The sequence below is a fragment of the Rhizobium sp. SAFR-030 genome, assembly GCF_059415005.1.
This window is the reverse complement of record NZ_JBPFDO010000008.1, coordinates 43,344-65,009: the sequence shown is the minus strand read 5'-3', so window position 1 is coordinate 65,009 and position 21,666 is coordinate 43,344. Positions and strand designations below refer to the sequence as shown.

21 protein-coding genes are annotated in these 21,666 nt (G+C 60.1%); 6 read left to right on the top strand and 15 right to left on the bottom strand.

The window, feature by feature from the left end:
* Positions 1-140: 140 nt before the first annotated feature.
* Positions 141-1,097, top strand: a complete 957-nt coding sequence (locus ACR65N_RS21110) for a c-type cytochrome (RefSeq protein ID WP_440458617.1) — start codon at positions 141-143, stop codon at positions 1,095-1,097.
* Here the strand turns inward: ACR65N_RS21110 and ACR65N_RS21105 are convergent, their stop codons facing one another.
* Genes ACR65N_RS21105 through ACR65N_RS21075 form a run of 7 tightly spaced genes read right to left on the bottom strand, consistent with a single transcriptional unit; the run spans position 1,098 to position 6,763 of the window.
* Positions 1,098-1,508, bottom strand: a complete 411-nt coding sequence (locus ACR65N_RS21105; RefSeq protein ID WP_440458616.1) for a c-type cytochrome — start codon at positions 1,506-1,508, stop codon at positions 1,098-1,100. It abuts the gene before it with no gap.
* On the bottom strand, positions 1,483-2,376 hold the full coding sequence (locus ACR65N_RS21100) for a cytochrome c oxidase assembly protein (RefSeq protein WP_440458615.1): 894 nt from the start codon (positions 2,374-2,376) through the stop codon (positions 1,483-1,485). The genes ACR65N_RS21105 and ACR65N_RS21100 overlap by 26 nt, the downstream gene beginning before the upstream one ends.
* Positions 2,364-2,663 carry a hypothetical protein gene (locus ACR65N_RS21095; RefSeq protein WP_440458614.1) on the bottom strand — a complete coding sequence of 100 codons (300 nt, stop codon included), beginning with the start codon at positions 2,661-2,663 and terminating at the stop codon, positions 2,364-2,366. Before ACR65N_RS21095 ends, ACR65N_RS21100 begins: the two co-directional genes overlap by 13 nt.
* Before the next feature lie 8 nt (positions 2,664-2,671).
* Positions 2,672-3,274 (bottom strand): cytochrome c oxidase subunit 3, encoded by a 603-nt coding sequence (locus ACR65N_RS21090; protein ID WP_440458613.1) that lies wholly within the window; start codon positions 3,272-3,274, stop codon positions 2,672-2,674.
* The gene (gene ctaD / locus ACR65N_RS21085; protein WP_440458612.1) at positions 3,271-5,184 is read right to left on the bottom strand and encodes a cytochrome c oxidase subunit I; all 1,914 of its coding nucleotides are present in this window, start codon (positions 5,182-5,184) and stop codon (positions 3,271-3,273) included. The genes ACR65N_RS21090 and ctaD overlap by 4 nt, the downstream gene beginning before the upstream one ends.
* Positions 5,181-6,161: a cytochrome c oxidase subunit II gene (gene coxB, locus ACR65N_RS21080; RefSeq protein WP_440458656.1), complete on the bottom strand. Its 981-nt coding sequence runs from the start codon at positions 6,159-6,161 to the stop codon at positions 5,181-5,183. Before coxB ends, ctaD begins: the two co-directional genes overlap by 4 nt.
* A gap of 5 nt (positions 6,162-6,166) precedes the next feature.
* The gene (locus tag ACR65N_RS21075; protein ID WP_440458611.1) at positions 6,167-6,763 is read right to left on the bottom strand and encodes a c-type cytochrome; all 597 of its coding nucleotides are present in this window, start codon (positions 6,761-6,763) and stop codon (positions 6,167-6,169) included.
* An 844-nt stretch (positions 6,764-7,607) separates the two neighbouring features.
* Here ACR65N_RS21075 and ACR65N_RS21070 point away from each other — a divergent pair.
* The 5 genes from ACR65N_RS21070 (at position 7,608) to ACR65N_RS21050 (ending at position 11,520) form a co-directional block, all read left to right on the top strand.
* Complete coding sequence (locus ACR65N_RS21070; protein ID WP_440458610.1) at positions 7,608-8,099, top strand: sigma-70 family RNA polymerase sigma factor; 492 nt, start codon at positions 7,608-7,610, stop codon at positions 8,097-8,099.
* A 344-nt stretch (positions 8,100-8,443) separates the two neighbouring features.
* Positions 8,444-8,878 (top strand): IS66-like element accessory protein TnpA, encoded by a 435-nt coding sequence (gene tnpA / locus ACR65N_RS21065; RefSeq protein ID WP_440458609.1) that lies wholly within the window; start codon positions 8,444-8,446, stop codon positions 8,876-8,878.
* Positions 8,875-9,228, top strand: a complete 354-nt coding sequence (tnpB, locus tag ACR65N_RS21060; protein WP_440458608.1) for an IS66 family insertion sequence element accessory protein TnpB — start codon at positions 8,875-8,877, stop codon at positions 9,226-9,228. The genes tnpA and tnpB overlap by 4 nt, the downstream gene beginning before the upstream one ends.
* A gap of 46 nt (positions 9,229-9,274) precedes the next feature.
* Complete coding sequence (gene tnpC / locus ACR65N_RS21055; protein ID WP_440458607.1) at positions 9,275-10,933, top strand: IS66 family transposase; 1,659 nt, start codon at positions 9,275-9,277, stop codon at positions 10,931-10,933.
* Between the two features lie 2 nt (positions 10,934-10,935).
* On the top strand, positions 10,936-11,520 hold the full coding sequence (locus ACR65N_RS21050) for a plasmid pRiA4b ORF-3 family protein (RefSeq protein ID WP_440458606.1): 585 nt from the start codon (positions 10,936-10,938) through the stop codon (positions 11,518-11,520).
* Between the two features lie 33 nt (positions 11,521-11,553).
* Here ACR65N_RS21050 and ACR65N_RS21045 read toward each other — a convergent pair whose 3' ends face one another.
* The 8 genes from ACR65N_RS21045 to ACR65N_RS21010 all read right to left on the bottom strand — a co-directional run bounded on the left by ACR65N_RS21045 (position 11,554) and on the right by ACR65N_RS21010 (position 21,628).
* The gene (locus ACR65N_RS21045; RefSeq protein ID WP_440458605.1) at positions 11,554-11,778 is read right to left on the bottom strand and encodes a DUF6429 family protein; all 225 of its coding nucleotides are present in this window, start codon (positions 11,776-11,778) and stop codon (positions 11,554-11,556) included.
* Between the two features lie 1,008 nt (positions 11,779-12,786).
* A complete protein-coding gene (locus ACR65N_RS21040) occupies positions 12,787-15,198 on the bottom strand; it encodes a membrane-bound PQQ-dependent dehydrogenase, glucose/quinate/shikimate family (protein WP_440458604.1) in 2,412 nt (803 codons plus the stop codon).
* Positions 15,199-15,308: 110 nt separating this feature from the next.
* Positions 15,309-15,956, bottom strand: coding sequence for a PRC-barrel domain-containing protein (locus ACR65N_RS21035; RefSeq protein ID WP_440458603.1), 648 nt, complete (start codon positions 15,954-15,956; stop codon positions 15,309-15,311).
* Between the two features lie 619 nt (positions 15,957-16,575).
* On the bottom strand, positions 16,576-17,196 hold the full coding sequence (locus ACR65N_RS21030) for a LysE family translocator (RefSeq protein ID WP_440458602.1): 621 nt from the start codon (positions 17,194-17,196) through the stop codon (positions 16,576-16,578).
* Positions 17,197-17,564: 368 nt separating this feature from the next.
* The gene (locus ACR65N_RS21025; RefSeq protein ID WP_440458601.1) at positions 17,565-18,560 is read right to left on the bottom strand and encodes a zinc-dependent alcohol dehydrogenase; all 996 of its coding nucleotides are present in this window, start codon (positions 18,558-18,560) and stop codon (positions 17,565-17,567) included.
* Between the two features lie 125 nt (positions 18,561-18,685).
* Complete coding sequence (locus ACR65N_RS21020) at positions 18,686-20,209, bottom strand: tripartite tricarboxylate transporter permease (protein WP_440458600.1); 1,524 nt, start codon at positions 20,207-20,209, stop codon at positions 18,686-18,688.
* The gene (locus tag ACR65N_RS21015) at positions 20,206-20,667 is read right to left on the bottom strand and encodes a tripartite tricarboxylate transporter TctB family protein (RefSeq protein WP_440458599.1); all 462 of its coding nucleotides are present in this window, start codon (positions 20,665-20,667) and stop codon (positions 20,206-20,208) included. The genes ACR65N_RS21020 and ACR65N_RS21015 overlap by 4 nt, the downstream gene beginning before the upstream one ends.
* A gap of 4 nt (positions 20,668-20,671) precedes the next feature.
* Positions 20,672-21,628, bottom strand: coding sequence for a tripartite tricarboxylate transporter substrate binding protein (locus tag ACR65N_RS21010; RefSeq protein ID WP_440458598.1), 957 nt, complete (start codon positions 21,626-21,628; stop codon positions 20,672-20,674).
* Between the last annotated feature and the right edge of the window lie 38 nt (positions 21,629-21,666).

Sequence of the window (21,666 nt, the reverse complement as noted above, 5' to 3'; positions counted from 1 at the left end):
TTATCGTCAGTCATGTTCTCTCGGCCATCGAACCTGCTCGCGCTCAGTTCGGGACGCTTGGGTGAGAAGGTCTTCCACGATGAAGTACCTGCCCTAGATCACGCAGGATCGAGTTGCGCGTGGGCAGTTGGAGCCCCTGGATGAACTTGCGGCCTAAATTGCTTCCGCCCACGAGGTCTTTTTCTGCGATCTGGCGCTGGCTCCTGCCGCTCGGCGCATTGACGGCCGCGCTGGTAGTCTCGCTTGCGTGGGAGGCGACTGAAGCAGTTCCAACGTTCCAGTCCGGCGATCCTCGTCTGGAAGGCGGCGATCCGGAGCTTGGTGCAAAGGCTTTCGCAGCAGGCCAATGTTCCTCCTGTCATGCGAGTCCTGGGCAGACGGATCGGCTGAGACTCGGCGGGGGACTGGCGCTTGCGTCCCCTTTCGGCACCTTCCGCGTTCCGAATCTATCGCCCCATCCGACGGACGGTATCGGATCATGGTCGGTTGCCGACTTAGCGAATGCCTTGATTGCAGGTGTGTCGCCGAAGGGCCAGCATTATTACCCCGCGCTGCCGTACTCGCATTATACCGGCATGACGCTCACAGATGTTCGTGACCTCTTCGCGTACCTGCGAACGCTCGAACCGGTTGGCGGACGTGCGCCACCCCATGACCTGCCGCTGCTTTTCCGAATCCGCAGGGGGATCGGCGTCTGGAAGCTGCTGTTCTTCAGGCAAGGCCAATCGGAAGCGATGCTAACTGGCAATCCGTTGCACGATCGTGGCGCTTATCTGGTGGAAACGCTGGGTCACTGCGCCGAATGTCACTCGACCCGCAACGTGCTTGGCGCCATCAAGCCTTCCACCCGCTTTGCCGGTGGGCCCGATCCGGAAGGCACCGGCTTCGTGCCTAACATCACGCCGACCCGGATCGGCAACTGGGCAGAAGCGGATATCGCAAGGATGCTGAAGACCGGCGAAACGCCAACCCATGGGCGGGTTGGCTCTTCCATGGCCGATGTGGTTACGAACATGGCGCTGCTGCCCCAGAGCGACCGCGACGCCATTGCCCGCTACATCAAATCGCTGCCTGCACAGCCGACACCGCAGCCTTGATCAGTGGGCATACAGATAGGCCGCCAGATGACGGGCTTCGCTTTCCTTGATGCCGGTTTCTGGCATGGCCGAATTAGTCGAAAAGCGTTGGGGCGACACGATCCAGGCTACGAGATTGTCGGCGTTGTTGTTGGCGACGCCGCCGATGTAAACCTGATCCGACAGCCCGGCGAGTTGGCCTCCAACCTTGCCGTCAGCTCCCGGAATGCCCGGAATGGCGTGGCAACCGCCACAGCCATAGCGGCGGAAGATGGGTGGTGCGAGCGCCAGATCGCCGCCAGTCAGGGCTTCGGCCACCGCATCCTGTTTCAGCCTCGCCTTTGCTGTGGTGACGGCAATTCCCGCAACAAGTGGGACTCCGAAAAGAAGGGCGAAGCCAACAACCTTAGGCCAAACGGATGTGGTCGGCATCGGCCCCTCCCTTGCTTGCGTCCCTGATCCAGGTCTTGAGGAACCACAATGCCGCGCCGGCATAGATGATGCCCCCCGGGACCCACATGATGATGCCGGCGAGTTGCTGATCCTCGAGCGGCGTCATGCCCCATTCGAGCGCGTATTGGGTCTGGACTCGATACAGCACCGTCGGCACGAGGGCAATCAGGGCGCCGAGGATGCTGGTGTGTAGCATTGTGACGAACTGGTGCCACGCGGCGGCTCCACGGCCTGCGCGCCAGATCAACGCCCACCAGAACAGGATCGCGGTGCCGAAGAAGCTCAGGTGCTGCAGCCGGTGCATCAGCCCATGGGTCACGGTCGCATCGAACAGCGGCGGATAGTGCCAGATCCAGATGGCAAGCCCGTGCAGGGACGTTGCCACCACCGGTGCGGTCGACGTTCGCCACAAAGCGCGCGAAGCACTGCTCCCCATCGCAGCGCCCGTCACGCGGCGGATCGACTCCGGCAGGCCCCAAAGCATTATGGCGGCCGGTTTCGCCAGGACGAGAAGCGGGGCTGCAACCGCCATGACCATCTCGTGCTCGATCATGTGGACGGTGAACAAGTGCTCGCCCAGTTCATGGACGGGTGACACCAGCGCCAGAACGAGAACGGCAAGCCCGCTCCAGAAAAACCAGCCTGCCCGCCGCACCGCCTCAACGGGCCGACCGCGCCGCAGCCGGAGCCGGGTCACGCCTGACGCGTAAAGCAGCGCCATGAGGAGCAGCGGAGACACGATCCAAGGGTCGAAGGTCCACCCTACGGAATTGTGGCTTTCGCCATTGTGGGCGGAGGCCTGGACGGTCAAGAGGAGGAAAAACAGGCCGGCGATCAGTGCAGGCATGGGCTCACCAGCAGCGTGGCTGCTCCCTGCAAGGTCAAGGCGAAGGCGAAGCTGAGGCCGGCAAAGGTGGCAACGTAGGTCATGGCGCGCTGGGTGCGGGAGATCACGTGGCTCTTCTGCTGCCAAGACAGGAAGCCCGCGCCTGCGGCAGTAGCTGCCGCGGTGAAAACCGTGGTAGCTGTCCAGCCCGCACCCGAACTGCAATCGCCGTAAGGCACGATCTGGCCGAAATGGGTGCTTGCCAGCCAAGCGGTCGGCGAGATGATCAGCCCCCCATAGCGCGCCATTGCCCCGGTCATAACCGTGCCAATCCGTAGATGCAGCCGTAAAGCGGAAGCCACGTGATTACGACAAAGTTCCAATACATCGAATTGTCCTGCACATCGCCGTAGCGGCGGGTATTATCGGCGTGGCGCGAGAACATCAGGCAGGTTAGGACGACCGTGTCCACCACGTCGGTCAGGATATGGGTGGTGTGAAGCCCTAAGAGCATCCACAGGATGGAGCCGTAGGCATTGTCGTCCCAGCGGATGTTGAGCGTGGTGAATTCGAAGGCGCGGAAAACGAGCGGGACGATGCCCAGGATCGTCATCACCACGAGGCCGATCTGCACCTTGCGCAGTTCCCGGCGATGCGCCCATCGCGAAACCAGCAAATTCGGCACGACGCTGGCGACAAGGATGACGGTCAAGCATGCGCCGGCCCACAGATCCGGCGGCGGCGCTTCCATCGGCCAGGTGGGCGCGAGGCTCATCAGGTAAAGGTAGACGGCGATCGCCAGGGCAAAGCCGCTTCCCTCGATCAGCATGAAGGCGCCGGTTGCCCACCAGGTGGGACTGGCGGCTCCCATCCCATGCATGGGCAGGGCCGAGGCATCGAGAACGATACGGTCCTTCATGACTCATCCTCCCCCGAACCTTTCGGCCAGAACCAGCCGATCAGGGTGATTGTAAGGGGGATCGAACCCCAGACGACCGCCCAGGGCGTGAAGATCGACCAGATCAGCATGATCGACGTCGCCACCGCTGCCCAGAAGGGCCAAACCGAATCGGTCGCGGACGATTCCCGTGCCTGCGGGAGCGCTTCAACGACGCTGGTTACCAGCAGTTCCCGCCGATCGGTTCGCAAACCTGCCACGACGGCTAGCTCATTCTCCTCGGGCGTCAGCGGATCGAGACTGCTGACAACCGGGATGCGGCGGAAATTGTAGGGCGGCGGTGGCGAAGATGTGGCCCATTCAAGGGTCGCAGCGCCCCAAGGATTGGAACCGGCGGGCAAACCATTTCTCCAACTGCCGATGACGTTGACGAAGAAGACGAGGAAGCCGCCGGCGAGAACCAGCGCGCTGAGGCTGACGAACAGGTTGAGCGACGCCCAGGGCAGTTCCGGCTGGTAGGTGTAAACGCGCCGCGGCATACCCCAGAGGCCGAGGATGTGCATGGGGAAGAAGGTCAGGTGGAAGCCGGAGAAGATTAGCCAGAAGCTCCAGCGACCGAGCCGCTCGCTCATCATCCGCCCGGTCATCTTGGGGAACCAGTAATACACGGCCGCGATCAGCGGAAACACGGCCCCGCCGATCAGCACGTAATGGAAGTGCGCCACCACGAAATACGTGTCGTGGACCTGCGTGTCGAACGGCACCGAGGCGACCATGACGCCCGTCATGCCGCCCATCACGAAGGTGACGATGAAGCCAAGGATGAAGAGAAGCGGCGTCTTGTAGATGGGTTTCCCGGCCCAGAGGGTCGCGAGCCAACAGAAGATCTGGATGCCGGCCGGGATGGCGATCGACATGCTGGACGCGGTGAAGAAGCTCTCGCCGACCCGCGGCAGGCCGACGGTGAACATGTGGTGCACCCACAGCCCGAAGGACAGCACGCCGGTAGTGATTAAGGCCATGACCAGTAACATGTAACCAAACAAGGGGCGGCCGACGAAGGCGGGCAGTATGGTGGACACCATGCCGACAGCGGGCAGGAAGATGATGTAGACTTCCGGATGGCCGAAGAACCAGAAGAGGTGCTGCCACAGCAGCGCATCTCCCCCTTCCGCCGGGTTGTAGAAGTGGGTGCCGACTAGCCGGTCGAGAATCAGCGTGGTGCTGGAAAACATGATCGCCGGCATGGCCATGATGACCAGGAAGGACATCACCAGCATGGCCCAGACGAGCACCGGGATGCGGTCGAGCGACATGCCGGGCGCGCGCTGCTTGAACACGGTGACGACGATCTCCACCGCAACGGCGAGCGCAGCGACTTCGGTAAAGGTGATCATCTGCGCCCACAGGTCGGCGCGCTTTCCGGGACTGTATTGCGGCCCGGCAAGCGGCACATAAGCGAACCAGCCGACATCGGGCGCGGCATCCAACGCAAAGGCCACCCACAGCAGGATGCCGCCGAACAGGAAGACCCAATAGGAGAAGGCGTTGAGCCGGGGGAAGGCGATGTTGCGCGTGCCGACCATCAAGGGCACCAGATAGGCAGCCATGGCTTCCATCACCGGCACGGCAAACAGGAACATCATGGTCGTGCCATGCATGGTGAAGATCTGGTTGTAGCGGTCCGGGCTGATAAAGCGGGCTTCGGGCTGAGCAAGCTGAAGGCGCATGGCCACGGCTAGCAGGCCACCGAGGATCAGAAATACGAAAGCAGTCGCTATATAGCGGCCGGCGACGATCTTATGGTCGACGGTAGCAATCGCGCCCCAGATGCCGGGGCTGGCGCGCCAGGTTTTATCCAACCGCCTTTCAAGTTCGGCATCCGAGATGTCGACGTCCAGCGGTACCCTCGCGCCTTGATCCCGCGTCATTTCAGTTCTTCCATATAGGCCGAGACCTGACGCAGTTCGTTGCTTGTGAGCGGCACGAGCGGCATGTTGTTTCCGGGCTTGAGCGTTTGAGGGTCGGCGATCCAAGCAGCGAGCGTACCGCGCGTGGTTTCAAGAAGACCAGCACCAATCGTGCGGCGGCTTGCCACGTGAGTGAGATCGGGGCCTGACGTGCCGCTGGCCGATGTGCCCCGGATCGTATGGCAGGCGGCGCAAGGCTTGCTCATGAACACCGTTTTTCCGGCTGCAGCTTCCGCAACCGTAGGCTCCGCTGCGGGAGCGGCCTGAGCCGTGTACCACAGCCGATAGGAGGGCTCTTCCTCAGCCACGACAACGAAGGCCATGTGGCTGTGCTGCAGGCCGCAGAATTCCGCGCATTGGCCGCGATAGACGCCGGGGCGCGTCGCACGAATGGTGATGGTGTTCTTGCGGCCAGGGATCATGTCGAGCTTGCCGGCAAGGCTCGGGATCCACAGCGAGTGGATGACGTCGAGGGATTCGAGTTCCAGTCGGACATCCTGGTTGACCGGGATGTGGAGCTCGTTGGCAGTCAGGAATGCCGGCTGCTGGTTGGCGTCCTGGTAGATGAACTGCCACCACCATTGCTGCGCCTTGACGCGCACGACGAGGGAGGCGTCGTTGCCGCTATTCAAGTTCCGCGTGGTGGTGAAGCTGGCAACCGTCAGGCCTGCCACGGTGAGGGCCGTGACCGCGACTGCGACACGGACCGAAAGCCTCATCCTGCGCTCGGCATCGTTATCGCGTCGGGGCGCTTCACGCTTGCGGGCGAGTGCCCAAAGAAGGAAACCGACCACAAGCAGCCACACCACCGTGCAGACCGCGACGATCAGGATGATCAGGTCCTTCAGGGCATCCGCCGAATGACCGGGGGTATCAAGTGCCGACTGGTTGCCGCTGCATCCCGAAAGCAGGACAATAAGGAAGAAGCCAAGCAGGATCCTGATCACGGTCTCGGCCCCTGGTCCGGATGCAGGGGCGCGGGCCCCTGGTTGAAGAGGATGGAGGCCGGGGCTCGGTTCTCTGCCGGACGGTTGATCTTCTCGTCGCTGCGGCTGGTGGCGGTGACGCTGGCGGTATGGGCCCCGAGCGACTTGATGTAGCCGGCAAGCTGCCAGATCTCGTCGCTGGTCATCCGGTTTCTGAAGGCCGGCATGCCGTGCGGGCGACCATCGCGGATCGACGCCACGATCGACACCATGGATGGGCCGTAGAGCCACCAGCCATCGATAAAGGACGGCCCCTTCCCGCCGGTGGCTTCGCCATGACAGGCGGAACAGCCGAACCAGGAATAAAGCCGCTTGCCCTGGCCGAGGGAGAAGGCCGTGGTTTCATACGGCTTGCCCATGGCGAAGTAGACTTCGGGCGGGGTCCCGCTGATGCCATTCGGCATGAGGCGGAACTGGTCTAGCGCGGCGCTGAGCGGTGGCGAGGAGCGGTACTGCCGAGGCTCGCGTATCCAGCCCACGGCTGCCGCCAATGCAGCGAGACCGGTAGCAACGGCTCCGACAACCCAAATCCTTGTCAACGGTTCGTTGCCCATGGCTCCTTCCGACTGAATGCCCATTATCTATTGGACGGGCTCAGTCTGCGACCGAGTGAAGCGGATTGGCAAGAGGCAACGAGCGTTCCACAGCTTGCTGATGCCCAGAACTTACTCGAGGCAAGTGATCGCAGCCTCTCGCGTGTATCGGCGTATTCTGCTGCCACTCTTCGTAATGTTTCAGCCGCGTCGGAATGGCTGCTTCTAGGGAACATCATAGTTGCCACACAGTTCCTCCTCCCGAGGAGATCTGCGATGGACCCACGCACTAAACGAATGCCCTTCCTGCCAATGGTTGTGCTGGTCGCAGTCATCTTGATCGGATTTGTCGTTGCCGCATATGTGACGAGAGCGCCGTCTACAGCCACTCTCCCGCCCGACCGTGAAGGAACACACAACAGCCTGCCTGCAGCTCCTGGAAGCCGTGAGGATTTACCCGGAACTCCAGAACCTCCCGCCAGTCCCTAACGGGTCTTGGCTGCTGCCGGCTTCACCGGATATTGGCTTCACGTGTCTCAGCTAGCTGCTGCCAGGGTTATTACGCCGTAGCATCCAGGGCGAAGAAGTTTTGCGCAACGTGCGATCATTGCTAGGGCCAGGACCATAATCAGCACGCGCCCGAAGCCACTACCGTTCGGCAATCCGGAGACCACTCGCGACGCAGGGTCAAGGGAGGGTTGCTCTGGGCTGAGGGCATTCGCATGCCAAACGCGGGATCAAGCGGCCCCGATTATTTCAGTCGAGAACCGTCCATTGAGGACTTCCCGAAGTCAAACAATAAAAATGGATCAGGAACTATCTAAACAACCTCATGTTGAAGCCGCATCCGGAGAGAGAGGACATCATGACGGAAGTCCCTGGAAGTGAGCCTGTGCGGGCTGAGATGATAGAGCTTGTTCCGGCCCTGAGGTCGTTCGCACGTCGATTTGAGCGTAACCCTGCCAACGTCGATGACCTCGTACAAGAGACGCTGGTGCGTGCGCTCGCCAATCTTGACAAGTTCAAAGAGGGCACAAGCCTGAAGTCTTGGATGTTTACGATCCTACGCAACACCTTCTGCACCAAGTTTGGCTTGTCCAAACGCGAGGTGGTCGGACTCGACGACTGCGCCTCGGCCAGGTCGTCAATCAGCGCGCCGCAGGAGTGGGGCATAGCCGCACAGGAATTCCACAAGGCGATGCTCGGCTTACCAAAACACTACCGGGAGGCCTTCGACCTGATCCTGCTCCAGGGCCAGTCCTATAAGGATGTTGCTCACCGAATTGGATGTCCGATTGGCACCGTGAAAAGCAGGGTCAACCGTGCGCGCGCTCAACTTTACGAACAACTCAACTGAAGACGAGCTAGCTCGGATCGCGCTTCCGGCCCGACAGGTTGCGGGCACCAATGTCTGAGCGATCGGCGAGGGACAGCGCGGGGCCGCGGCGTCAAAACCACGGATAACTCCAGCAACAGCCAGAGGGCGGCGCTTATCGGCTACCGAAATAAAGGCCGCTGTTCCGATTAATGCAAGGCGACGCTCGTCACTCTCGGCGCGGTCATTCCTAGACGACTTGCCGTACCGATCCTTCAGGAGAACCGGCGCCGCAGGCGTATCCGTCCGAGCGAGACCGCCTGTGAATATTGGATAAAACTGTCCAGACCCTGTCCTTATTCTCAGGCATAAGGACAGTTGGACAGATGGAGATTTTTGAAGGGGACAGCGGGTCTCGGGTGAGCCGTATCGAGGTGATCAACACCGGTCGGCGGCGTCGCTTTAGTGAGGATGAGAAGCTGCGGATTGTCGCAGAAAGCTTTGCGGGGAGAGGCCGGGCGTCGGCCACGGCCCGTCAGTACGGCATCAGCCGCTCCCTGTTGAACCGTTGGCGCAAATCGGTTCGCCAGGGTTTGCACGGCCAGAAACAAAGCGATAGTTTTGTGCCGGCGTTCGTCATGCCGGAAGCTTTTGTGCCGGTGAAGCAGGCCACTCCACCTGTTGCGATGGAGCATCTGGTGGCGTCTCCTTCCGGCCGTATGGAGATTGTCGCGGCGAACGGCCGTCGTGTGGTCGTGGACGGCAGCGTCGACGTTGAGGCGCTGCTGCGGATCATGCGAGGGCTGGAGACGTTGCGGTGATCACGCTTCCTTCCGGTCAAAATGTGCGGGTGTGGATTGCAACGGGCCATACCGACATGCGGTGTGGGTTTCCATCCCTTGCGTTGCGGGTGCAGGAGGTGCTGAAACTGAACCCTCTGGACGGCAATCTTTTTGTGTTCCGCGGTCGCAGCGGATCGCTGATAAAAGTGATCTGGAGTGACGGCCAGGGGAGCTGCCTTTTTACAAAAAAGTTGGAGCGCGGCCGGTTCGTGTGGCCGTCTACCCAGGGCGGCGCGATTGCGATATCACCCGCGCAGCTCAGTTATCTTCTGTCCGGGATCGACTGGAGGCATCCGCAGGAAACCTTTCGTCCGACGAAGGTCGGCTAAGCATTATTCAATTGAAAATACAGGGGAAATTTGGTCGAATGGCTTCATGATCTCGAAGCCTGTCGATCTTCCTGCGGATGTTGTAGGCGCTTACCTGGCGCTGCTTGGCGAGCATGAAGCCTTGCAGGCTAAACACGCTATCGCAGTTGCGGAAGCGGCCAATGCGCAGGCGATGCTCTCTGACAACGAGGCACTGATCGTTGCTCTGGAATTGAAGATCGAGAAGCTCAGGCGCGAGTTGCGAGGCCAGCGCTCTGAGCGCACGGCGCGCCTGCTCGACCAGTTGGAACTGCAGCTCGAGGAACTCGTGACGGCGGCGACGGAGGATGAGGTCGCGGCGAAAGCAGCAAGCGCCAGAACCTCGAGCGTACGTTCGTTCACGCGCAAACGGCCGGTGCGCAAGCCATGGCCGGACGATATCGAGCGCGAACGTATCGTCATCGAGCGGCCGACGACTTGCGCCTGCTGTGGTGGTTCGCGCCTGTCAAAGCTGGGCGAGGACGTCACCGAGACGCTCGAGGAGATTCCGCGCCGGTTCAAGGTGATCGAGACGGTGCGGGAAAAGTTCACGTGCCGTGACTGTGAGGCGATCAGCCAGACGCCGGCACCGTTCCATGCCACGCCGCGCGGCTTCATCGGTCCTCATCTGTTGGCGACGATCCTGTTCGACAAGTTCGGCATGCACAGCCCGCTCAACCGGCAGAGTGCCCGGTTCAAATGCGAGGGGATCGATCTTTCGACCTCGACGCTGGCCGACCAGGTCGGGTACGCAACAGCGGCTCTTATGCCTGTCTTCGATCTGATCGAGGCGCATGTTTTTGCGGCCGAGCGTCTTCACGGTGATGACACCACCATTCCCATTCAGGCCAGAGACAAATGCACGACCGGACGCATATGGACTTACGTATGCGATGACCGGCCGTTCGGGGGAGCAGCGCCGCCAGCCGCAATCTATTATGCGTCAAGTGACCGGCGCGGCGAACATCCGCAGAAACACCTGGCTGGATACGGCGGCATTCTGCAGAGCGACTGCTACAATGGCTTCGAGCCGATCGCTGTTGCCGCAACGAAAGAGATCCCTATCACCTTCGCCTTTTGCCACGCGCATGCGCGGCGGAAATTCTTTGAGCTGGCCGATATCCAGAAAAGTGCGCGGGATCGCAAACGCAAGGGCAAGCCGATCTCGCCGATCGCATTGGAAGCCGTCAAGCGCTATGACGAGTTGTTCGAGATCGAGCGGCAGATCAACGGTTTGAGCGCCGAAGAACGACTGGCTGTGCGGCAACAGAAGAGCAAGCCGCTGTTCGATGACATGCACGAGTGGTTGACGAAGGAACGCGCCACACTCAGCAGATCGTCCGAGGTCATCGAGCCGATCGACTACATGCTCAAGCGCTGGGATGGTTTTGCCCTCTTCCTCGAGGACGGGAGAGTTTGCCTCACGAACAACGCAGCCGAGCGGGCGCTGAGAAGTGTCGCATTGGGAAGACGGAACTGGACCTTCGCCGGTTCCCAGCGTGGGGCAGATCGTGCCGCTGTCATGCTGACCGTCATCACCACCTGCCGCCTCAACGATGTCGACCCAAAGGCGTGGCTTGCCGATGTCCTGGCTCGCATCGCCGACCATCCTGTCACGCGCCTGCACGAACTGCTGCCCTGGGAGTGGAAACGTGCATCGCCGGCAACCGTCATGCTGGCGGCCTGACGATGGTGGCTTCCGTCGTCCGCCTGAAGGTCACCCTCGATCATGTCGAGCCGATAGTGATGCGGCGTGTTGTCGTGCCGTTCACCATCAGGCTCAGTCGGCTGCACGAGGTATTGCAGGCGGCGATGGGCTGGACCAACAGCCACCTTTACGAATTCCGCATGCGTGACGTCGGCTTTGGTTTGCCTGACGAGGAATGGGGGGATGGTCCGATCGATGCCCGCAGGGTCTCGCTGCTGTCGGCAGTCCAGGACACCGGTGCGAAATCGTTCAAATACCTATACGATTTTGGCGACGGCTGGGAACACAGCATCAAGATCGAGCGCACCTTTCCTGCAGTCGGCACGGAAGGACCGATGCTCCTCGAAGCAACGGGACACTGCCCGCCTGAAGACGTCGGTGGTCCATGGGGTTATCAGGAGTTCCGCGAGGCGCTTACAGACCCGGCGCACGAGCGACATGCCGAAATCCTCGAATGGTGGGGCGGCAGCGATTATTATCCCGCCGCCGCCAACTTCTCGCAGCTCAACAAAGACGTCGATGACCTTGCTGCAAAATGGGCCCGAAAAGCGCGCCGCAAAACCTGAACGCCGGCTGTGGGTGAAGGCCGAAACTGGACTTTACCGTGCAAACAACCGGCGGAACAGTTCTTCCGAACGCCGTAGACCTTCGTCCGTCAGGACCAGCGACTTCGACTTGTTCACCGGATCACAGATCAGTCCCTTCTCGTGCAACCGGTTCGTCGTCGTCCAATCAAATCCCTTCCAGGCGCAACGCTCATCGTGGAGCGTCAGCCATAACAGTGCCAGGACCGCGTCATCGATTTTGTCCTCGTCGATCTCCATTCTGCTATGCTACCACGCGCGAGATCCCAAGTCCCGCGGCCCACCTCGGATGGATACCCGCAGGCGCACGTTGGCGTTCGCTGACTTGGCGAAGCGCCATCGGCGGCACAGACAACTGGAGGAAAGGACGCGGCTTCAGATCCTTCGTGGCACAAAGCTGATCCACTCTCGCGAAGCGGCTCCAGTGAACGTTCGTAGGGTTGAGCAGCCACACTGACGCTTCACGTTGATCGAATGTAGGAGACAACTAATATTGGCGATTGTCTAATGCAACTGGTGCCTAACGGCTAATAATAGTTCTTTGTACTCGAGTATATCGAATATCGTTAAGCTATAATTTCTACGTCTGTTTTGAATCGAACAACATCACCTTCGACATGAGGAGTCAAAGCGAGACCTTGATTGAGTTTTCAGAGCGGTAGCGAAAGGAATCGTCTAACGTCAGTGAGGTGGCATCGCTTGAGGAAGCTGCCTCCAACCGGCGAGCGGGCGATGCGCTCGTCGAGGCGGGCGCAAGCGCTGCTGGCGTCGATATGGGCCGCAACAGGGTCTTGTGCAGTTCCGAGATCGTAAGCCGTTGAGCTATAGTAAATGATCTCCTACCATATCGATGTTATTATCACTCATACGCGATAATGAGCCCCAATTCGCTGACGCCCGATACGTAACACCAGTTGCGACTGATAAGTGAGGCATGGCAAGCTTGTCTATCGCTCAGCCGTTGATCTAGCCGGCCAACCGCTTTGCAGCGACTAGTCAAGCAGGCGCCCTTAACCGACGCAGGCAAGTCTCCTTATACTTCAAACCTGCTCCGGTTGCATCACGCTGCTCCACAACGAAGGTCGGAACGATCGTCATACCGAGGTTATGAGACCCGCCTGTGCCAATCTTTTCCGCCTTGAAGTGAATCGGACCACAGATGACGCGGGCTCGCAAGATTTCAATCACCTACGTTTATTTACCGCAACTTGAATATTGCCTGTTAGTCCTACTTGATCACCCCTCCTGCTAATCCAGCCGGTAAGCGATAAGGGAATCCCCTGGCGTCGTGCCGATGGATCCGTGACCGCCAGCCGCGATGACGATATATTGCTTGCCGTCCGCTCCTCGGTAGGTCATCGGCGTCGCTTGGCCGCCCGCGGGAAGCCTCGCCTGCCAGATTTGCTCACCAGTTTTCATATTGTAGGCCCGGAGATAATTGTCGAGGGTGGCGCCAGTGAACGACACACCGCCGGCAGTGGTCAGGGTGCCACCGTGCGCCAGGATGCCCATGGGCATGGGGATTGGCCACGCCAGACCGAAGATCTTCTGGTCCTTGACGGTCCCGTGACGATGTTTCCATGCGGTCTTGCCGGTAACAAGATCGACGCCCACCAATTCGCCCCATGGCGGCGCGTTGCATGGCAGGCCGAGTGCCGAGCGAAAGTGCTGGATACTGATGCCAAAGGGGCCGCCAAGGTTCTCGTTCCCAGGCTTTTCCCCCTCTTTGGTAAACAAACGCCGGTTGAGATCTTCCGGCGAGCGCGGATAAGCTTTGTAAAGATAGGGCAGATATTGCGGCGTGCCGATCAGCCATTTGTTGACAGGATCAACAGCGACAGAACCCCAGTTGAACACGCCGATATTGCCGGGCCAGACCAGCGAGCCCTTGAGTGTCGGCGGAGTCCAAGGATTTCCATCGTAACGCTGACGGTTGTAGGTGATGCGGCAGGCAATCTGGTCAATCGGCGACACGCCCCACATCTGGGCTTCACGCAGAGGCGCTGGTGTAAAGTTAAGCGATGATACCGGCTGTACTGCCGACGGCTTCTCGTTCGGCACGTCCGTATCGGTCTTAACGGAAACCTCATGAACCGGAAGAACCGGCGTCCCGTCCCGACGATCCAAAACCCAAAGGTTGCCGCCCTTCGTTGGTATGATGATCGATGGTACCGGCTGGCCGTTCTTCGGAAGGTCGAGCAGCGTCGGTTGTGAGGGATTATCCCGGTCCCATAGATCATGATAGGACGTTTGAAATTTCCAGCGCATGCCGCCGGTATTTATATCCAGCGCCACCAGCGCGTCCACAAACGCTGCGTCCTCGTCCGTCCGGTTCGTGCCGAACTGGTCGGGCGATTTGTTTCCGAACGGGACGTAGATCAAGCCGAGGGCTTCGTCGGCACTAAGCGTCGCCCAGGCGGTTGGCGAATTTGCTTCATAAGTCGCGCCGGGCGGCAACGGTGCTGTCTCAGTTGGCTTGCCGGCGTCGAACTTCCAGACGATCCTTCCGGTGCGAACGTCGTAGGCGCGTATGACGCCGGATGTGTTATCTTCGTAGTAGTTGTCGGAGATCGCGCCGCCGATGACAATCAGGTTCTTGGTGACGAGAGGCGCCGAGGTCTGCATGTACGAGGCGCGGTTGAGGACCGGCATCTGATCCAGAAGATTAACATAACCCTTGTCACCGAACTCCTGGCAGAGCTCTCCCGTATCCGCGTTGATGGCAAACATGCGCGCATCGACGGTCGTCGAGATAACCCGCCGGGGGCAGGAATTGGAGGCGAGAGCAGCGCCCGCCGCTGGGGTCTGCGCCGCCGGCGTGACAGCCGGCAGATTGGATGAATCGTTGTAGGAGACACCGCGGCAGGTCTGATGCTGCGTGAACGTGTCCGGCTTCAGTTCTGGGTTGAATTTCCACTTCACGTGGCCGGTTTCGGGAACAAGAGCTTCGACGATGTTGTGCGGTGTGCAGAAATAGAGAAGGCCGTTTACCTTCAGCGGTGTTGCTTCGAAGGTGAATTCGCCTGGGTCTTCGTCTGTCTTGATGTCGCCCGTGTGGTGCTCCCAGGCAATCTTCAGATTTGGCACGGTTTGCGGCGTAATATCCGCGAGCGAGGAATACCGTTGGCCCAAGTTCGTCCCGCCATAGGCGATCCAATCCGCTTCAGGAAAGGTGGGGGTACCGGGAACTGCCGGTTGAGCCTGCGCGGTTTGTTCCGTCAGTTCTCCTTGGACCAGGCGTGGGTCGTAAAACCAGGACACGATGCCGAGTAGGATGATCACGACGATCGTGGCACGCAGGGCAAGAAGGCCATTAGTCGGCCTGAACGGGCGCGACGCACGAGGATCCTTCAATCCATTGGGCACGAAAGGAAGGGCCAGGATCAATCCGATGAAGGTCAGCAAGGCACCGCGCGGTATCCATTGCCACTTGTCAAATCCGACTTCGTAGACGGTCCACAGGAAAGTGACGATCAGCAGCAGCGCGTAGATCAGCATCCCGGACTGGCGGCGACGGACGAGTTGCACCCCGGCAGCCATCAGTCCCAAACCCATGACGATATAAAACCAACTCCCGCCGACTGCGGCAAGTTGGACGCCTTGGAAGACGATGACGGCTCCCAAGAGCAAGGAGATCACTCCGAGAATGACTACTAACATAGCGACCGTCCTTGTTTTGGCCTTGATTGCTTCTGCTGGCGGATGGAGTTCGACAACTTATTCATGGATGGCAGCAAGCTGGAGCATCTGCCCGTCCTCAGGCTCCCCGCTCAACGCTCGAATTCCGGAGCTGCATCGATCTCCCCGCGCGTTGCATCTAGGATGACTAGGTTCTGCAACGAGGCAGCGGATCGGCCGTCAGCAGCGGGCTGACCGCCATTGGCTCCAGCACCGTTCTCAGCCGTGTTCGACTGGTCGCCACCCGTATGGCCGGCTCCGCGAGTGGAGGAGGTTCCATCCGGTGACGTGGGGGCTGGCGGTTCATTGTTATTACCAGAAGTCTGATCCGACCCGACCTTGAAGGTGTCGGCCGGCACCGCAATTTCCTTGCCACCCAAGCCGACTATTCCACCAATGCTCACGATAATGGCGTTGAGCGACCCATTGGAGCCGATGAGCACATCGCTGATCTCGCCCACGTTTTCACCGTCGGCACTCCTGACCGGGCTGCCTTTGAGGTCCGTAAAAAGCGCATCTCCCGCCATCGGCGCCGATAGGAATGGCGTGGCGGGGGATGCAGGCTGTCCTGTACCACCGGCAGGCAGACTATCCGGTGTTCCACCCGTTTCCTCTCCAACTGATCGTGAGTTATCAGGCTGACTTTGTGGAAGGGTTCGGTTGCTGCTCGTTGATTGAGCATCGCTCGGATGCGGAAGCAGCAATGTGCCCACCATCGCAAAAGCCAATGTGTTCCTCACCTTCGCCTCCTCTGGTACCCTGAAGGCGCTCTAACTGGCCCGCTTCGTTAAAGTTGCGGCGACAGAACCTGACCATCTCCACGCTCTATCAAGCTGTTGACGTCAACATCTGGCTTGCACCGATCTGAGGGGATTGTTGTTCAACTTGCTCCGATGTCTCCCGTAGGGACTATGCGCAAAGGCAGCAAAAAACCAGAATATGGGGGGCGCCAGTACCGGTTGAAGGCAAGCGGATGGAAGCCTAGCTACGAGAAACGCGGTCGCGCGGCGGTCGCTGCGACAAACCCAGGAGGAACCTGCGACGATGCTCAAAGCCCGGTCGGCAATCTCCGGTGGCACACCCCGATCATGCCCATCTGCCTTGAGGAATGTACAGGCCGATGCACTCGGCGCTGTGTACCTGTCACCAACTTGCCCAGGGCAATTGCTGTACGGATGTCAGCTTCCCGCTGATCGTTTCGGTCCGACGGACACGCTCTTGAGCTAGGAACTGCCGGCGCTTGCTGCTGACGGCTGTGTTTCGTTCAAGGTGTTCATGACCCGTGAGGAGCTGCGGCTTCGGGCCAGGTCCACCTGCGCGATCGGCCTAAAACGCGGTCGCTCACTATCGTGCTGGCGCTCATGTGACAAGCGTGTAGGCGGCTGAGCCAAGCGCCGCCACACCGAAGGCGATGAGCAAATAGCTGGTTCCACGGGTGACCTTGCTGGTAAAAGTCTCGGAAAGGTGATCACGCGCCAGGCTGACCACCCCGCTGAGGCAGAACCACCAGCCGAGTGAACCCGCGAACACCCCGCCGACGACCAACACAGAGCCGAACCGGCTGGTCTCGTCGAGCAGTCCGAAGCCAGCAAACAGCGCTCCGAAGGAGAGGATCGTCGCCGGGTTGGAGACCGTCAGCAAGAAGGTCCCTGCCACTGTCGCAAACAGGCCTCCGGCACCGATCTTGGCGGGTTTGACCAGGTTCGCCGTCAGGCCGCGATAGCCCAGCCAGAGCAGAAGCAGGCTGCCGCAAATCGCCAGAGGCAGCTTTGTAACAGATATTGTCTCAGTAAACGCGGCAACGCCGGTAACCGCTACCAGCGCATAGCTAGCATCGCCGACTGCGGTACCCAGCCCGCAGGAGAATCCGGCAAGAAAGCCCCGATCCAGTGTACGATTGATGCACAGCATTCCGATCGGTCCTACCGGCGCTGTGATGATCACGCCCAGAAGAGCGCATTTCAGGAACAGCAGCAGCATTTCGGCGGATTTCCATCGGTGTGCTTAGCCAGAGGTTTCGCAGGCGTTGTATCTAATCGCTTCGGAATTCATTGCAAGCTCCCACTCTATATCCGAGAGAGATGCCCCCCTTGTTACGGAGAAACCGTACAGTCGGAGCAGCAAGCTATCTATCTCAAGAGAACAAGCGTCGGTTCATCCAGGCTAAGTGGCGGGAGCGGCCGAAGCAGGTGCGGTTGCGCCGTTGCCTAGACGCCGCCTTGACAGGATCAGGACCAACAGCCGCCAGTGGCCATTGGACCAGACAAGACTAGGTAATGAAAACGCGAGGCTAGCGGTCAGATTTGTTGAGTGCTGGGCCCACACACCGCACTATAAGCGGCACAACTTTAACCCATCGCCACGACAATTTTGAGATCTGGCGCCCCATTGACCAGTCTCTCGAACGCGTCCTGGACCTGATCGAGGGGAATGGTCGCTGATACCATCTTTGCGAGATCGTCAGCCATAGCCGGAAGGAGCGCAATAGCATCTGCGAAATCCCGCCGAGTATAGACACGAGTGCCAAAGACTTTCAATTCGCGAAACGACAGCGCCTGCAGGTCGACCGGCTGTGGGATCTTGTGGATCGAAACGATAACGATCTTACCGCCAACCCTGGCACTCGCCACTGCCGCCGTTACTGCCGGGGCAACGCCTGCGCATTCGAAGACGACATCGAAACCGGACCGCCCTTCAAGCGCATCGGTCAGCCTCTCGCCGGCCGTAATCGTTCTGAAACCGAATTCGCGGGCGGCGGCCAGCCGATCCTGATTTGTGTCGGATATGACGATCTGCGAAACGCCACGCTGGCGAAGCAGGATCGCGAGCGTCATGCCGATGGGTCCGGCACCGATGATCGCAGCCGCCTCGCCTCCCCTTATCCCGCCGACAGTGGCCGCGTGGACGCAGACCGCGACGGGTTCCGCCTGTGCAGCAACGATTGCGGGCAGATTCTCCGGAATCGGATAGAGCAACTCCGGCGCCAGCCTGACAGCTTCGGTCATGCCGCCTGGACCATCAATGCCGACGAGGCGTAGTGTCTCGCAGACATGCCCGAGACCGGTCGTGCAAGCCTCGCACTCACCGCAGGAATAGAGCGGGAAACAGGTCACGCGGGTGCCGGAGGCAAGATTGCTACCCGGCGCGGACTCAGCGATACGCCCGACGAATTCATGGCCGATCACCAGCGGCGCCTTCGAGCGCGGATGTTTGCCGGCGAATATGGTCAGGTCGGTCCCGCAGATGCCGCAGGCTTCCACCGCGACCAGCACTCCCTCGCCCTGAGGGCTTTCGAGATCTTCAACGACCAGTTGGCCCGCACCGTTATAGACGACTGCCTTCATTATCCTTCCCCCGCAACTTCGTTGAGTAGAGCTGCCCGTAATCGACGCATGGCCGTGCGATGGAATGTGAGCTCCATGCGTGAAGAGGAGGCAGGCCCTGGGCCGGGCATGCCATTGGCATGACGTCAGTTGGAACTCGACGACTCTTCTGTCTCTTTGTCGGACGGGGCCGAGCGCCATTTCATGAACGCCGCGGCCAAAGGATATGTCCAGACGATCAGCGTTATCACTCCAAGCGTGCCGGAGATGGGACGGTTGAAGAAGTTGATGTAATTACCGTTCGCCTTGATGATCGAGGACATGAAGTTCTGCTCTACCACCTGCCCGAGGACCAGACCGAGGATTAGTGGAGCTGCGGGATAATCATTCTCCTGCATAATCCAGACCAGAATGCCGATGGCCAACACCACCCAAAGTTCAAAGATGTTGTTGCTGACGGCATAGGCGCCATAGATGCAAAGCAACAGGATCAGTGGGTAGAGAATGGCATCCCTGACGGAGATCACGAAGCGACCGAGATAGATCGACGCGATGCCGAGCGGGATCAGGATGATGTTGGCGAGCAGGAAGATGATGTAGATCGCATTGACCATGTCCGCCGAGTTGACGAAGACCAGCGGCCCGGGTTGGATACCCTTCAGGATGAGAACGCCGACCACGATGGCCGTGATCGAGTCACCTGGAATGCCGAACACAAGGGTCGGCACATAGGATCCGGAGAGGGCTGCATTATTGGCAGACGCGGCGCCCGCTACACCTTCGGTCGATCCCTTGCTGAACAGTTTCGGCTCGCGCGCGAAACGTTTGGAGATCGCGTAAGTCACCCACGCCGCAATGTCTGCTCCCGCGCCTGGCAGCGCACCGACCAACGTCCCGATGACGCCCCCGCGGCCGATATGCTTGCGCTCCCGCCACAGGACCGCCGCGCTGGGATAAGGGTTCCCGGTGATCTTGATCTTCGTGTCGAGCTTCTCGTTGTCGAAACTCGCTGCCTTTCTGAAGATCTCGGCCAGCGCGAACGCTCCAATCATGACGGAGATGAAGCCGATGCCGCCCTGCAGGTTCATGTTGCCGAACGTATAGCGCTGGATGCCGGTGACGAAGTCTAGCCCGACCACCGATAGGAAGAGACCGATCATCAGGGCGATCCAGCCCTTCAGGGCGTCATCGCCCGCCACCAGCGTTGCGCAGGATAGCCCGAGTAGTGCGAGCCAGAAGTATTCGTAGCTGGAGAAGTTCATCGCGAAATCGGCAAGGAACGGGGCGCCGAACATCAGGACGATCGTGCCCATGATACCACCGATTGCCGACGACATGACGGACAGGCCGAGCGCCTCGCCCAAACGGCCGGCTTTCACCAACTCGTTCATATCCGACGTATAGGCTGCGGAGGCTGGTGTTCCGGGTATGCGTAGAAAAGCTGCCGGAATGTCGCCGGCAAACATTGCCATGCCGGAACAGGTGATGATCGTCGCAAGTGCAGCCACCGGGGACAGGGTGAAGGCCACCGGCACGAGCAGGGCAACGGCCATTGTGGCGCTGAGGCCGGGGATCATGCCGACGAAAAGACCGAACAAGGCCGAGACAACCATGGTGACTAGCACGTCGGCCGACATGACGAGATTCAGTCCATCAAGGAAAGCGGTCATCCGATTATCTCCTCCACGATGCCTTCAGGAAGCGGAATTCCAAGCAAGTGGCTGAACACCATTGACACGACGATGCTGGCGACCACGCCTACAATCACCGCCTTAAGCGGCCGCACGCCGTAGAGAAGACAATGAGCCGTGACGATGACGATCGCCATAACGATGGAGCCGACCACCGGCGCCAATAGCCCGTAAGCTATGATCGCGACAGGGATGAAGGCGAGCAGGGCGACCTGGCGTGGCGACGAAATCCATTCGGGCAGTGCGACATCCCCTGCGCTGCGCCAACCGCGCAGCGCGATCAGGCCGCCTAGGACGGCCATCACGCTTCCGATGATCGTCGGAAGAAGTCTTGGGGACGCTGCGCCTGCCGGGACATGAAATCCCTGGGCCAGCACTGCGATTGCTACGCCGAGTATCGCAAATGCCAGGCCCGTCCAGAAATCTGGCAGGCGCATGGTGCTACTCCTTGCGCTGGGCGATGCCCAGGTCGTTCATGATCGAACCGATCTGCGTGTACTGCTCCGACAGGAACTGACCGAACCCTTCGGAATCCAGCACGCGTTTGCCAAAGCCCTTGTCGTTCATGAACTTGGTGAATTCTTCTGAATTCGCCACTTTCACGACCGTATCCGAAAGCTTCTTCTTCACGTCAGCCGGCAGCTCCTGCGGGCCGACAACACCGCGCCAGGTCCCGCCGGTGAAGGCGACGCCGGTGGCCTCTTCAGCGGTCGGAACATCCGGGAAGGCTGCGATGCGCTTTTCGGCGAAGACAGCCAGTGGCTTCGTCTTCCCGGCCTGCATCATCGACATGCCTTCCGGCAGGGACGAGAGTACAACGTTGGCTCCACCGGCAGCGAGTTCCTGGAACCCTGGCGCAGCGCCCTGGGACGGGACGAGCGTGACCGCCAGAGGATCGACGCCATTGGCCTTGAGGAAGCCCGCAAAGGCGAGATGGTAGGCGGCGCCCGTTGCCGTGCCGGTCACCGTGAAGGTGCCTTTCGGCTTCGACTTGATGTCCTCAAGCGCCCCCTTGACGTCCTTCCACTCACCGGCGGTCGAAACGTGGAAGGCGCCGGAATCGAAATTGACGAGCGCAATGGGGTTGAAGTCGGTTGCCTTGTATTGGCTCTGGCCGGCCCAATAGAAGGTTGCAAGCTCCGCCGTTGCGAAGCCGAGCGTGTAGCCGTCCGGCTTTGTCGTCAGCATTTCCGAATGACCGATGACGGAGCCGCCGCCCGGCTTGTTGACGACGTTGACCGAGACGCCGAGTTCCTTCTCCATTCCGCTTGCGAGCACCCGCGCAACAGCGTCAGTGCCGCCGCCGGCAGCCCACGGAACAATTAGTGTGATCGCCTTTTCCGGATATTCCGCAAAAGCCGCCCCTGCCGAAACCCCGAAAACTGCGGTGGTCATCATCAGACTTTTCAATACTGGCACTGGTTTCTCCTCCTCTA